General features: G+C 34.7%; 16 protein-coding genes. 11 read left to right on the top strand and 5 right to left on the bottom strand.

Features of this window, described 5'->3' with window-relative positions:
* Positions 1–461 precede the first annotated feature (461 nt).
* From ACIQZA_RS10060 to ACIQZA_RS10040, 5 genes are all read left to right on the top strand, one after another.
* Entirely contained in the window at positions 462–1373 is a 912-nt protein-coding gene (locus ACIQZA_RS10060; RefSeq protein ID WP_400940142.1) for an ABC transporter ATP-binding protein, read from the top strand.
* A complete protein-coding gene (locus ACIQZA_RS10055; RefSeq protein WP_142508649.1) occupies positions 1370–2080 on the top strand; it encodes an ABC transporter permease in 711 nt (236 codons plus the stop codon). The genes ACIQZA_RS10060 and ACIQZA_RS10055 overlap by 4 nt, the downstream gene beginning before the upstream one ends.
* Positions 2080–2814 (top strand): ABC transporter permease, encoded by a 735-nt coding sequence (locus tag ACIQZA_RS10050; protein WP_402881299.1) that lies wholly within the window; start codon positions 2080–2082, stop codon positions 2812–2814. The genes ACIQZA_RS10055 and ACIQZA_RS10050 overlap by 1 nt, the downstream gene beginning before the upstream one ends.
* Before the next feature lie 78 nt (positions 2815–2892).
* Complete coding sequence (locus tag ACIQZA_RS10045; protein ID WP_402881302.1) at positions 2893–4155, top strand: erythromycin esterase family protein; 1263 nt, start codon at positions 2893–2895, stop codon at positions 4153–4155.
* A 188-nt stretch (positions 4156–4343) separates the two neighbouring features.
* Positions 4344–4502: a DUF1540 domain-containing protein gene (locus tag ACIQZA_RS10040; RefSeq protein ID WP_082172635.1), complete on the top strand. Its 159-nt coding sequence runs from the start codon at positions 4344–4346 to the stop codon at positions 4500–4502.
* Positions 4503–4546: 44 nt separating this feature from the next.
* Here ACIQZA_RS10040 and ACIQZA_RS10035 read toward each other — a convergent pair whose 3' ends face one another.
* The 3 genes from ACIQZA_RS10035 to ACIQZA_RS10025 all read right to left on the bottom strand — a co-directional run bounded on the left by ACIQZA_RS10035 (position 4547) and on the right by ACIQZA_RS10025 (position 6807).
* Positions 4547–4792 (bottom strand): group-specific protein, encoded by a 246-nt coding sequence (locus ACIQZA_RS10035; protein ID WP_400940117.1) that lies wholly within the window; start codon positions 4790–4792, stop codon positions 4547–4549.
* A 204-nt stretch (positions 4793–4996) separates the two neighbouring features.
* The gene (locus ACIQZA_RS10030; RefSeq protein WP_400940115.1) at positions 4997–6091 is read right to left on the bottom strand and encodes a sensor histidine kinase; all 1095 of its coding nucleotides are present in this window, start codon (positions 6089–6091) and stop codon (positions 4997–4999) included.
* Complete coding sequence (locus ACIQZA_RS10025) at positions 6082–6807, bottom strand: response regulator transcription factor (RefSeq protein ID WP_142508641.1); 726 nt, start codon at positions 6805–6807, stop codon at positions 6082–6084. Before ACIQZA_RS10025 ends, ACIQZA_RS10030 begins: the two co-directional genes overlap by 10 nt.
* 157 nt (positions 6808–6964) lie before the next feature.
* Between ACIQZA_RS10025 and ACIQZA_RS10020 the strand changes: the two genes are divergently transcribed.
* The 5 genes from ACIQZA_RS10020 to ACIQZA_RS10000 all read left to right on the top strand — a co-directional run bounded on the left by ACIQZA_RS10020 (position 6965) and on the right by ACIQZA_RS10000 (position 10682).
* Complete coding sequence (locus tag ACIQZA_RS10020) at positions 6965–7888, top strand: ATP-binding cassette domain-containing protein (RefSeq protein WP_400940112.1); 924 nt, start codon at positions 6965–6967, stop codon at positions 7886–7888.
* Positions 7881–8579 carry an ABC transporter permease gene (locus ACIQZA_RS10015; RefSeq protein ID WP_402881306.1) on the top strand — a complete coding sequence of 233 codons (699 nt, stop codon included), beginning with the start codon at positions 7881–7883 and terminating at the stop codon, positions 8577–8579. The genes ACIQZA_RS10020 and ACIQZA_RS10015 overlap by 8 nt, the downstream gene beginning before the upstream one ends.
* A gap of 22 nt (positions 8580–8601) precedes the next feature.
* On the top strand, positions 8602–9474 hold the full coding sequence (locus tag ACIQZA_RS10010) for a DUF4097 family beta strand repeat-containing protein (RefSeq protein WP_402881308.1): 873 nt from the start codon (positions 8602–8604) through the stop codon (positions 9472–9474).
* 22 nt (positions 9475–9496) lie between these two features.
* The gene (locus ACIQZA_RS10005; protein ID WP_400940105.1) at positions 9497–9829 is read left to right on the top strand and encodes a histidine phosphatase family protein; all 333 of its coding nucleotides are present in this window, start codon (positions 9497–9499) and stop codon (positions 9827–9829) included.
* Positions 9830–10034: 205 nt separating this feature from the next.
* A complete protein-coding gene (locus tag ACIQZA_RS10000) occupies positions 10035–10682 on the top strand; it encodes a uridine kinase family protein (RefSeq protein WP_400940102.1) in 648 nt (215 codons plus the stop codon).
* A 198-nt stretch (positions 10683–10880) separates the two neighbouring features.
* Here ACIQZA_RS10000 and ACIQZA_RS09995 read toward each other — a convergent pair whose 3' ends face one another.
* Both ACIQZA_RS09995 and ACIQZA_RS09990 read right to left on the bottom strand, forming a co-directional pair.
* Positions 10881–11504 (bottom strand): DUF2238 domain-containing protein, encoded by a 624-nt coding sequence (locus ACIQZA_RS09995; RefSeq protein ID WP_400940099.1) that lies wholly within the window; start codon positions 11502–11504, stop codon positions 10881–10883.
* 118 nt (positions 11505–11622) lie between these two features.
* Entirely contained in the window at positions 11623–11925 is a 303-nt protein-coding gene (locus tag ACIQZA_RS09990; protein WP_132361317.1) for a YunC family protein, read from the bottom strand.
* A gap of 192 nt (positions 11926–12117) precedes the next feature.
* Between ACIQZA_RS09990 and ACIQZA_RS09985 the strand changes: the two genes are divergently transcribed.
* A complete protein-coding gene (locus ACIQZA_RS09985; protein WP_400940097.1) occupies positions 12118–13302 on the top strand; it encodes an NAD(P)/FAD-dependent oxidoreductase in 1185 nt (394 codons plus the stop codon).
* The last annotated feature ends 4 nt before the right edge of the window (positions 13303–13306 follow it).

Genomic DNA, 13306 nt, shown 5'->3' with positions numbered 1-13306 from the left:
CAGAACGGAGTAGTACTTTAAAGTAAGGGATTGGAATTGCTTTCATAAGATATCTTCTTTTTTGTTAAAACGTACGTTATGTAAATAAGTTGATTGGAGTGAAGACTGGGCGACTCCTCGGGGATCAGCGATAGAAGAACGAAGGCTAAGAGCATCACATCCTGTGATAACGCCTTCGTGACCAACCTCGTGTTGGCCCAAGCGGCTCATCGGGCGCCCCCAGGAAGCTCTGCTCTGCGCGAAAGCGAAGCGTCAGCGGCAAATGTTTTCTGTAGCGAAAGCAAAGCGTCAGCTACAAATGTTTTTTCTGTGCGAAAGCGAAGCGGCAGCAACAAAGCGGCCAGCCGGAACGGAAATCAACCTCACGTTATGGTAAATAGCCTTTTTTTAAACAAAATTTAAACTTGGGCCTTACCTGTTTTTAACCTTCATTTCTTATGATAAGTACAGAGGTGAGGACAATGGAATATATCGTACAAACAGAAAACTTATCAAAAAGCTTTGCTAAAGAGCAAGCTGTATCAAATATAAATTTAAAAATACGTAAAGGTGAAATATATGGATTTTTAGGACCTAATGGAGCGGGAAAAACTACGACGATTCGTATGCTTCTTGGTCTAATGAAGCCATCTTCTGGGACAATCAAAATCTTCCAAAAAGATTTAAAGAAAGAACGAATTAATATTTTAGCAAAGGTTGGTTCATTAGTAGAGAACCCTTCCTATTATCCACATTTAACGGCCTATGAAAATTTAGAAGCATTAAGAAAAATTTTAGGTGTACCGAAGTCACGCATCAATGAAGTATTAGAAATTGTTCGTTTGAAGGATGCTGCAAATAAAAAAGTAAAAGGCTTTTCTCTTGGGATGAAGCAACGTTTAGGTATTGCTGCATCATTGTTACATAATCCTGAAATACTTATTTTAGATGAACCAACGAATGGACTTGATCCATCTGGTATTATCGAAATTCGTAATTTGATTAAACGACTTCCTAAAGAATATGGAATGACAATTATTATTTCGAGCCATCTATTATCTGAAATAGATCAAATGGCAACGCAAGTGGGCATTGTGACAAAGGGGAAAATGATTTTCCAAGATTCAATTGAAGCAATGCGTAGATTTGCTCAGCCAAAGGTAGTAATTAAAGTGAGCGATAGTGAAAAGGGCTGGCGTTCACTAGTTGCCAATGGTATTAAAGCAGAACATAAGGATGACCTCATTTTATTCGATGAATGCTCAGATGAAAAAGTAGCACATATTGTACAAATCCTTGTACAAGAAGGTATTTCGGTTTATCGAGTAGAGGAAGAGAAACGATCTTTAGAGGAGATTTTCCTTCAAATGACAACAGGAGAGCAAGCGCTATGATAGGAAAACTATTAACTTCTGACTTTTTGAAAATTAAACGCAAAGGATTATGGTTTTTAACAGCTTTAGGACCAATCGGTGTTGTTGCCCTACAAATGGTGAATTACGGTATAAGGAAGGACTATTTGTTAGAGCAAAGCGAGGACGATTGGGGCTACTACTTATTAAATGTTCATGCATTTACCCCACTTGCTATCGTTTTAGGGATTGCTATTTTAACTTCATTTATAGCGAGCATTGAAAATGAAACCAATGCGTGGAAGCAACTAATTGCACTGCCTGTGTCTAAATTAACAGTGTATTTATCAAAATTCACTGTTCTAGCAATTTTATTGTTTATGTCTTCTACGATTTTAATGCTATTGTCAATGGCTTATGGCGTGTTTTTAGATTTAGGTGACAGCATACCATATGCGGAAATTGCTAAATTTGCTTACTATCCATATTTTGCTTCATTGCCAATATTGGCACTTCAACTTTGGATTGCAAGTGTTTGTCATAATCAGGGGATCCCAATTACAGTAGGCATTTTCGGCGTGATTTTTGCGTATTCCTCCTTTGTATTGCCTGATTGGATGATTTGGAAATGGCCATCTTTAATGAATCAATGGGATGAGCCCGTTATTAATGTCATGCTTGGAGTAGGCATTGGTATTTTACTGTATATTATCGGAATGATAGATTTTGCTAGAAGGGATGTAAAGTAATGGGGTCTATACTGAGCGCTGAATGGTTTAAATTACGCAAATCCAACATGGTGCCATTAATTTTTGCGGGGCCTATAATCGGACTTTTTATCGGATTAACATCAAATTTTAATGATATGTCAAATTCTGGGGTTAACGAATGGTATAGCTCATTAATTTCTATGAATTTATTGTATGCATTATTATTTCTACCTTTAATTTCAGGAGTATTTGCGAGTCTTATTTGTAGATATGAACATCAATCTGGTGGCTGGAAACAACTTTTAGCACTACCTGTGACAAGAGGGAAAGTGTTTGTTGCAAAGTATGTATTAATTATGCTTCTTGTGATGGCGATGCAAATACTATATTTATGTTCTATATATGTAGTTGGTATTATGAAAGGCTACTCAGATCCTTTCCCAATGGAAATTGTGTGGAAAAGTATTCTTGGCGGATGGCTAGCGACAATGCCATTAGTAGCGTTACAGCTATGGACGTCCATCATGTTTAAAAGTTTTGCTGCTCCATTTGCAGTAAACGTAACTTTTACTTTACCGTCTATATTAGCAGTCAATTCTGCACGTTTTGGACCTTACTATCCATGGGGACAGCCGTTCTTGATGATGAATGTAGGTGGCAATACAGGTGATGTATTCTTCGTGCCTTGGGATCAATTATTAACAGTTGTGGGAGGAGGATTCGTACTGTTTTTCCTTGGAGGATATTTATATTCCCAACGAAAAGCTGTATAAAGTGAAATGGGGATTTACTTCATCCACACTGATTATTAGTCTTCACCATTCAGGTAACTTTTAAGGAGATATTTATAAATGGTATTTGTTAAAAAGAGTTTTTTATTAATTTCAGCATTATTTCTTTTGGTATCTCTAGCGGGCTGTGGAAAGGGAGAAGCCATTAAGGATGCTGCAAAATATACATCAGCGATTGAAGATATCGATATTCCAAATGACGTGAAAGTAATAGGTTTTGGAGAAGCAACACATGGAAATGTTGAATTCCAAACATTAAAGAAGGCTGTATTTCAGGCTCTTATTAAAAATAAAAATGTTCACGTTTTTGTATTAGAAGGTGACTTTGGTGGTGCTCAGCAAATTAATCAATTTATTTTAAATGGTACTGGCACAGCTGAGGAAGCCGTAAAAGCGTTGGATTATGGTATTTATAAAACGGAGCAAATGATCGAGTTTGTTCAGTGGATGCATGATTATAACATGACAGCCGATGAGAAGGATAAAATTTATTTTTACGGAAACGATATGCAACGCTATGATGATAGTAAAAAAGGGTTATTAAACTATTACGAAGTGGTTAATAGTGAAGGTGCTAAGAAATATAAGGCACAGTTAAAAGATATGACGAATAAAACAATGAGAGATTTATCAACTAGTCAGCTAGAGGAGCTCGACAAAAATATTGATGCAATCATAAAAGATTTACAATCTAATAAAGATTCTTATGAAAAGCAATCATCGAAAGAAGCTTATTTATTTGCTGCTCAATATGCACAAATCATCAAGCAACGCACGCAATTATTTTTAAATGACAGCAATTATATGAGTCTTCGTGATGAGTATTTAGCGAAAAACTTACAATGGATCGTTGATTTTGAAGCGGCTCAAGGTCATGATAAAGTACTAATGTCTGCTCATAATGGGCATATAGAGAAAACTTCAGCGAATACGGCAGGATACAAATCTATGGGTCAACATTTAGACGAAGTGTATAAAGATGCGTACTTTGCTATTGGAACTGACTTTGTAAACAATACGTTTCAGGCACAAAATGGGTCTGGCGAAAGAAAAGATTATACAATTGAGCATCATAATGCATTAATAGATGCTTTCAGCGAAGTGAAGGAAAATATATTCTACGTAGACTTTAAAAAAGCTAATGAATCTCAGGATTTAGCTGACATCTTAGCAAAAAAACAAAGAATGGGTAATATCGGAGATGACTTTAGCTTTTGGTACAAGTTCACACAGATGCTTTATACAATTAAAATGACACCAACTGAGGCATATGATGGCATTATAATTGTTCAAGAGGCAACGCCAACAAAGGTTATTGAATAACGTGCGAAAAAAATGCTATTACCTATCTGAAGGCAATAGCATTTTTTATAATCATGGAGCTTAAATTTCTTTACCAGGAGCCAATAAACATTCATATAAGATGCATACCTCTGTTTCATTACACCATCTAAATAAGTATTGAATACCTCGATTTTGTTAATGATAAAAAAAGAGGAGGTGTGGAAACGATGGCACAAGAAATTCTTTGTGAAGTCAATAACTGTACATTTTGGAACTCTGGAAACAGATGTGGTGCAGAAAAAATCTATGTTGTAAGTCAAAAGGGACAACAGGCATCTAATAGTGAAGAAACAGATTGTAAGACATTTAATCCTGAAACGCATTAAATCTAAAGGGTAACCATATTAATGGTTACCCTTTTCCCATATCTTTATAAATAGACATCAATTTTTTCCTTGTTAAATAAAAGGGCATGAGCGTTTTTTACTTTTTCCTCTACATAATCTAATGAATACTGTCCATAGGAATCGGTTAAATCGCCAATTGCACGCGATAAATTATCAATAACAGGAATTATCGTTTCTGAGTGAGTAAGTTTTTCACCTTTATTCATTTTATCAGTAATTTCATGAGCAAGATGTTGAATCTTTCTTAGTCGCAATTTTTCAGATTGCATGGAATCCTCCTTATTGAGCCATTTTATGATGCTTAAATATATGTCAAACAGTATGATTTCATGAATGGTTCTGGCAGGCGTTCAAATTGCTCAGGTCCGTTCTTGGAAGTGATTAGGTATGACTCAAAAGTGATCGGGTAATCCTCAAAAACTGCTCAAGCCCAACAACCGACTGCTCAGGCGGAGTCCCAAAAATGTCTCATATTATTTTTTAGGTAATGTAATAATAAACGTTGTCCCATTAGAAGGTTCGCTCTGTACTGAGATAGAGCCATTATGAGCTTGAACGAGTTTATAAACAATCGCCATGCCCAGTCCAGTACCTTCAGAAGAAGATTCTGTAGTAGTACCACGATAATATTGTTGGAATATATTTTCCATCATGTGTTGAGACATACCTACGCCATTATCCACAATGTGGATTTCTACATGCTCTGTCCTATTAAAAATCTGTGTATAAATATCTGTATTAGGTGGATTGTGGATAACGGCATTCATCAGAATGTTTTGTAAAATGCGTTGCATGAATTTCGTATCAAAGTCAATGTTTATAACAGATGTATCAGTTTTAAAATGCAATATATAGTCATTGGACGGTGGATTGTTGCTTATATTAGCAACAATTCTTTTAGAGAAATCCACAATATCCTGCTTGGTTTTATGCAAGGGTAACTGACCATCTGTATGATTAAACTGAATGACGAGACTTAAATCTTGAATAAGTTCCTCCATATGCTTGCCTTTATCCGCAATCTCTTGAATAAAGGAACGAGCTTCCTCCTTGGACCAATCGTATTGATCGTTTAATAGTAAGGTAGAGTAGCCTGTAATATACGTTAATGGCGTTTTTAAATCATGTGATATACCGGCAATCCATTCTTGTTTTGCCTGTTCAACCTTGTTACGTTCTGTTTTAGCAGCTTTTAATTTTCCAGATAAAGATTGTAGATGTTGAAGTATCTCTTGATATAACATATAACGCATACGGAGCTTTTTTTTGCGTGTATAGATTTTTGATAGTCCAACAGGTTTTGTATAGTTTTCTTGTGATAGCTGATGGATCCAAGACATTATAAAACCAAGAGGGCCCCCGAAATACCAACCAAATACAGCAATACAAACAATAGTGCTAAATCCGAAAATCCATGCGACTAGTAGACTCTGATAAGCTTCACTAACAGATTTTTTTAGGAGTGGGAGAATACCTTCAAGCCCGATCACAATACAAATTCCACTCAATAGCATCCACAGAATAATCCCCAGTGCAAGGTGTAACGTAAATCGAGTGTTTATTCGCATAGTGAATCCTCTTTCGGTGGAATGAATTTATAGCCAATGCCCCTTAAATTCACAATTATTTTAGGTTTGCGCGTATCATCCCCAAGTTTTTTCCTTAGTTTTGAAATATGAATCGTGACGGTTTTCTCCTCACCATATACATCATTTCCCCACACGAATTCGTAAAGCTGTGAAGTTGTAAAAATACGATTTGGATTTTTACAAAAGAAGTGAAGCAACTCTAGCTCTTTAGCTGTACATTCGACGGGCTGATTGTTAACGGTTAATGTAGCAGATTCAGGATTAAGAGCAAAATAACCGAAATCAAATTTTGTAGTCTGCTGATGTTGAGAACTTTCATACATTTTTTGACGTCGAAGGATGACCTTTATTCGAGCGACGACCTCTAAAGGATTAAAAGGCTTTGTAATATAATCATCTCCGCCGATACCTAATCCCGTTAATTTATCAAAATCGGTAGAGCGAGCACTGACAAAAATAATGGGTGTATTTGTATGCTTGCGTATTTCTGTGCAAAGTTCAAAACCACTTATATCTGGTAGCATGATATCGAGCAAAATAATATCGTAATGATTGTCTTTGACAAGCTGTAGTGTACTTTTGCCTGTTGAAGCAGTATCAATATGGATAAAGTTTTCTTTCCGTAACGTAATTTCTAATAATTTTAATATACCAATCTCATCATCTACGATTAAGATTTTTTCAGCAGTTTCCATTTTTATCCCTCGTTTCAAACTCATCATATCAGCTTCTGATCCTTTTATCCTTACTCTCTTGAAAAAATTACTGTCATTTTCCATCGAATTTACTTTGATTTTACTTTCGTTTATTAAGCTGAATGTAATAAATTCAAAACGATAAGGAGTACATAACATGGAAACTGTTATTCAACTATATCAATTAAGTAAGAGCTTTAAAGGAGTCGAAACCGTCTCAAATGTCAATATGAACGTTAAGAAAGGGGAGATTTATGGGTTTCTAGGTCCGAATGGGGCTGGAAAAACAACGATTATGAAGATGATTTTAAACTTAGTAAAACCAACTTCAGGTGATATTAAAATATTGAATCAATCCATTTCTACTACTTCCTATCAATACTTGAGCAAAATAGGCAGTATTATCGAGTACCCGGAATTTTACGACAGGCTAACAGCGAAGGAGAATTTAGAGCTTCACTGTGAGTATATTGGAGTTTATGAAAAAGGAGCTACCGAAGAGGCATTAGAAATAGTAGGTCTTAATGGTGTTGAACATAAAAAAATACATGAATTTTCTCTAGGGATGAAGCAAAGATTAGGCATCGCACGTGCCATTGTTGCTAAACCGGAAATTCTTATTTTGGATGAGCCGATTAATGGTCTTGATCCAATCGGTATTAAAGATATTCGAGAGCTCTTGCTATATCTAAAGGAGAAGCTAGGAATCACCATTTTAATATCAAGTCATATCGTATCAGAAATTGAATCAATCGCAGATACAATTGGCATCCTTCATCATGGAAAATTATTAAAGGAAGTAAAAATGGACGATATTCGAAAAGAGAACATGGAATATCTGGAGATTAAAATAGACGATGTGGAAAAAGCGATTCATGTGCTAGAGAACAAGTTAGGAATTCGAAAATATGAAATTGTCAATCAGCATTGTATTCGAATTTTTGAACATGGCATTTCTCAATCTCAAATTAATAAAGAGCTTATATTCAATAACATTGCTGTCATTGGCATTGAAAAACAGCAACAGCATTTAGAAGAGTATTTCTTAAACCTTATTAATGGAGGGAATCAAATTGCTTAAACTTTTAAGACTTGAATGGAAAAAGAATAGTATGTCTAGCTATTTTAAAGGCTTAACCATTTGTATTATTGGAATTTTTGCGGCAGTTGCACTTATGGCAGTTGGTTCTGCAGATGAAAAGATGTTTCAAGATTATACAGATTTTATGTCTTTGACAACTATATTAATTCGCATTGTTTTTATCATTTTTTCGAGTGTGATTTTATCTCGTATAGTCATTGACGAATACAAAAATAAGACGGTTCAATTATTATTTACGTATCCGTTAAAAAGGAAAAAAATTATTTTTGCTAAGCTGTCTTTAGTTTGCGGATTTTGTTTCTTTAGCATTATCATTGCGACCTTAATGATGAATATCGCTGTTTATTTTTTAAATCCAATGATGAACTTCTTTGAATCTCCCGTTGAGATACAGGAGATGGTAGCTACTATACCTTCTACCTTGATCATTGCTTTTATGATGGCTGGGGTAAGTCTAATTCCTTTGTACTTTGGTATGCGGAAAAAATCAACAGCTGCGACAATTACATCCGCTGTTTTAATTGGATTTTTGATTAATGCAACGGTTTCAAATGGGGATACATCTACAAGTTTATCTCAATTTATCATTGTCCCAACAATAATGTGTCTATTAGGGCTTATTATCGGCTATCTGTCCTATTATAAAGTCGACAAAGTAGATTTAACCTAAAAATGAGAAATGAGGATGTAATGTGAAAAAAGCAATCATAGCATTGATATTCGTTATGGCGATAGGAGGAATATTCTTCACGCTGAAAATAAATGGAGAAAAGAGCATAACTGAAGAACAGTCCTTTGATGTTGAGCAAATTAAAGAACTAGAACTAAACATAGAGTCCTGGGATATAGCATTAGAAAATACAGAATCTGATAAACTAACAATTGAATTTGACAGTAAGCAACAACAAAAGCAGCAAAGTAATCCTGTTGAAATTAAGAAAGACGGAAATAAAGTAAAGGTTCTTCAACAAGACACTGAAAAAGGGGCTATGAAAAATTTTAGCTTTGGAAAAAAAGCTACTATTCATATTTCGATCCCTGAAAATGCAGTGAAGAAGATTGCATTAAAAAATAGCTATGGTGATATTAAAATTAACAACATTGAAACACAAGAACTTACAATCTCTACGAGTTCTGGCGCTAAAATCATTAAAGGACTATCGGCTGATAAAGGTACAATTACATCAAAAGATGGTGAATTAAGTATCGTAGACAGTTCTTTAAATGAATTAACGATAGCTGCTACAAATGGTGATAGCTACATTACTAGAGTTAACAGTCCGAAAACGAAAATTACTTCGACTAGCGGTGAAGTCTTAATGAAAGAAATTAGCGAAGGAAGAGCACTATTTGTAGAAACGGCTTCTGGAGATATTACGATCTCATATAAAGAGGCACCGAAATCATTAGAGCTTATAGCGAACAGTGATTCATCTGACATAAGCGTGAATTTAGAAGGTTACCAGAAAGAAGAACATACGGATCAATTAAAGAAAGGTAAGATTGGTGATGCGTCAAACAAATTGGAACTAATTAGCAATGGAGGTATAATTACTGTAAAATAAAAACTTACAATCTGTGAGGTAAATGCATCATGTTAAGACGAGAACTTGTTTCAAAAGTGATGTGCTCGATTGGTATGAAAAACTTCGAGCAACTTTTACCGATATGGAGTTAAAGTTTGAGGGTGGAGAGTCAAGTAATGAAGCGATGGAGCGTATCGTTAACGCAGTTGAGGAAACTTTCAAAAGTGAGTCCGAACATACAATTATCGTTAGTCATGGAAATACAATTACCTTACTGTTGAAAAATTACCATAATGATGTAGACTTTCAATTTTGGACTCAATTAAGAAATCCAGATGTTTTTAGGCTAAGTGTTAAGAATCATGAAATGACTTTAGAACGTATATGGGAATGACGAAAATTTCCTTCCTATTTAATAAAAGTTGGATGTCATTAGTTAAAACGTATTCCGTGTGTAAAGTTGATTTTCCGTTCCGACTGGGCCCAGTCGGAACGGAAATCAACCCTACATTAGGTGATGTGTTAAATTTTGAGTTGTAAAGTTAATTATAAAATTTTATGTAAATGTATTTTTTGGTAAAAGGAAGGGAGGGAGAAAGATGGATAGGTTATTGCAAGAGATCGTTACTTGGATCAAAAAGGAAGATAGATCAATTGTTATTGGTATTTCAGGACATGGTGCAGCAGGAAAAACAACATTTGCTAATAAACTTATCAACTGTTTAAACCAAAGTGAAGTGAATTATATTAATACAGACCCGTATATTGTTAGTTCGGATATACGCAAGCATACAATTATCAACTATACTTTTCGAAACGAACAGCATCATTTTAAAATGACCGCTTGCCATCCAGCTGCACATCATTTACCTTCTTTGGAAAGGGATGTTCAGATGGTTAGAGAAGGTCTGGATTTATTGACAATTGATACGCACTATATGAAAAGTGCGTTAATTTCTTCAAAAACTAAAATAACCATTGTTGAGGGAATGAGTGTAGCATTTATTAATCCGAGATTATTTGATTTAAAAATTTATTTTTATACAGATGGTGAGACGGAATTGAAGAGAAGGTCGAGTCGTGATGTAATTGAGAGGGGAACTGATATCAATTATTTAAAGCACTCCCATGAAGAACGTCGAATCCAATATGAATTGTTTATGCATTCGTATAGTCAGCATTTTGATATCATTTTTAAAACTTTTGATGAAACAGTATGTCTAGAAAAAAATACTTTTAAATTTTAACTATAGTAAAAGCCTTCATGTTATCCAGGCAGAATGCTCATTTAATATTGAAATTTCATCTTGTTCAATAGATTCTATATAGGACAGGAGTGCTTTCATGTTCCTCAATAATTCCGATCTGAGATAGGGTTGGTAAATGTATCGTTTTCAAAAGGCTCATACAGCTTTACTATGCTTACTTTAGAAGAAACTTGTTTTTTACTTTTTGAGTTTTTTTAATAATCTATCATGTAATTTTGTAAATAGCAGTAAAGTCAAAATTGTTCCAAGGAAGGCCGAAAGCATGTCCCATTGTGCATCCCAGCGATCGCCCTGCATACCTAAAAAATCTTTGGCTCCTTTACTACCTTTTGAAATTCTTGTACTGAGCCATTCAATAATTTCATAGAGAGCAGCAATAGCAAGCATAATGCTTATTGTTATGCCTGTTAACCAAGCACCTTTTACTAGTGGTGTTTTTCGTATTAATATTTCTCTTATGACAATGGCCATCAAACCTTTTAAGAAATGCCCAAATCGATCGTAGTCATTGCGTTTTAAGTGAAACTCCTCTTTAATCCAGTTGAAAAGTGGAACCTCCGAATAAGTATAGTGCCCACCAATAAATGTTAAAATAGACAAAAGGGCAATGATAAAATAAGAAAACGTTGTAAAGCGAAACTTGTTATAAATGGCGATTACAATAATAATGGCAACGACAGCAGGACTTACTTCTGCAACCCAGTCCAAATAGGATGCTGGTTTTATGACAGACCACACGAAAATGATAAGTACTATTAACAACAAGATTACATGTGTTTTCCGATGTTTATCTTTTTCCAAAACGAACACTCCTTTTGTCTAAAGTATAGGGATATAGTAAATAGCTTATACACCTTTACATAAGACAGGAGTAAAAAAGCGCCTAGTCATATTGCACTGACGCTTTGTAAAAAAATTGTTATACCATTTTTAATAACGCCTCTACGCCAGACATTCCTTCAGTAATACCAAGTTGATGCGCTTCATATGTCACGGATTCTAATGGAGCCGTCAATAGCTCATCAATTGTTTTCACACCAACTGCTCGACCAGCAATAATCTTGCGGTCTGCTAAACGATCATTTAATAGTCCAACATCTAAAGCTCCACACATAATGTAGCCCGTATCATTTGAAATTGTCAGCAGTGTTGTTTTAGGTAGTTGAACAATTATCGCAGTAAAAAAATTGCCTTTAATCATAATAGGCTCAATTGTTACCATCCGAAATCACTCCTTTTCTCTATATACATATGGCAATAGATAAAAAGGTGTTCGACATTTTCACTAAAAAATTATTTGTTATCTAAAACGAACGACGCAAATGTATTATCCTCGATCATAACTTTTAAAAACCTTATAAATGATGTCACAACTGATTAAGTGAATTCGTTATAAGGTAAAAAAGGAGGAGTTATGATGAAGAATATTGTCATTGTAGGCGGAGGTTATGCAGGAATAAATTTATTAGAGGGATTAAAAAAGGAATTTCAAGGTCAAATTGGGAAATCAGTAAGAGTTATTTTAATTGATAAAAATAGTTATCATTTTAAAAAAGTATTACTTGTTCGGGCTGCGATAAGGGATATAAATTTGAAAACACCTTTTAGCGAATACTGTCAGAACGGAATCGAATTTATTCAAGGGGAAGCATTAGCTCTTCAGAAGCAAAATCAACAAATTACTATTAAGATGGAAAACGAGAAAACTATAAATTTATATTATGATTACTTGGTGCTGGCATTTGGAAGTGTAATTAGAGAGGTATCTAAAGGTTTTGGTGGAATAGCTTTAAAAGATAAGCAGAGCTCCATAGAAATAAAAGAACAACTATTGTCACTGATGGAATCATTTAAAGCCCTTGAGAAATCACAACAAAACCAAAGTTTATTTAAGGTAGCTGTTGTAGGTGGAGGAATCGCAGGTATTGAAACAGCTGCTGAAATTGCTGTGTGGTCTAAAGAAAAGTTGGTAGAAGCAGGTGTTAACCCAAGTTTAGTGGAAGTTTTACTTTTTGATTCAAAGGATCGACTTTTACCAGAAGCACCTGTGAAAGTAAGTGAAAAACTCGTCAGTCATCTTAAAAATATTGGGGTAGTCATCAAAAATAAAATAAGGGTTTCTCATTGTAAAGATGGTCAGTTATCTACTAATGATGGCCAAAAATATTCTGTAGGAACTTGTATCTTTAATCCTGGGGTAGAAGCAAATCCAATTATTTCTAGATTAGGTTTACCCATCTCAGAAGAACATCGAATTATTGTTAATCATTCCTATCAGGTTAAAGATGAGGAACACATTTATTCCATTGGTGATTGCGCATTAGTAGTAGATTATAAAAATAATCATCCAGATGGTATGACATGTAAGGAAGCTATTCCACAAGCGGCAAGGCTAAGTAAAATATTGAAGGCATCAATAAACCAAACACCAGTGAACATATTACACGAATCATATCCCGTAAAATTCTTTTGTATTAGTTTAGGACCAAATAACGGGTTTATGTGGACACAAAAATGGGGGCTTGATTTTACGATAACTGGAAAAATAGGTGCAAGAATAAGAAACTATACTTGGGAATTAGCAAGTCTTCAAAAATAAACAG

The organism is Lysinibacillus sp. NPDC096382, from assembly GCF_044762845.1.
Lineage (GTDB): Bacteria > Bacillota > Bacilli > Bacillales_A > Planococcaceae > Lysinibacillus.
Note: the sequence above shows the minus strand (reverse complement) of the source record. Positions and strands in the feature narration are given on the sequence as shown.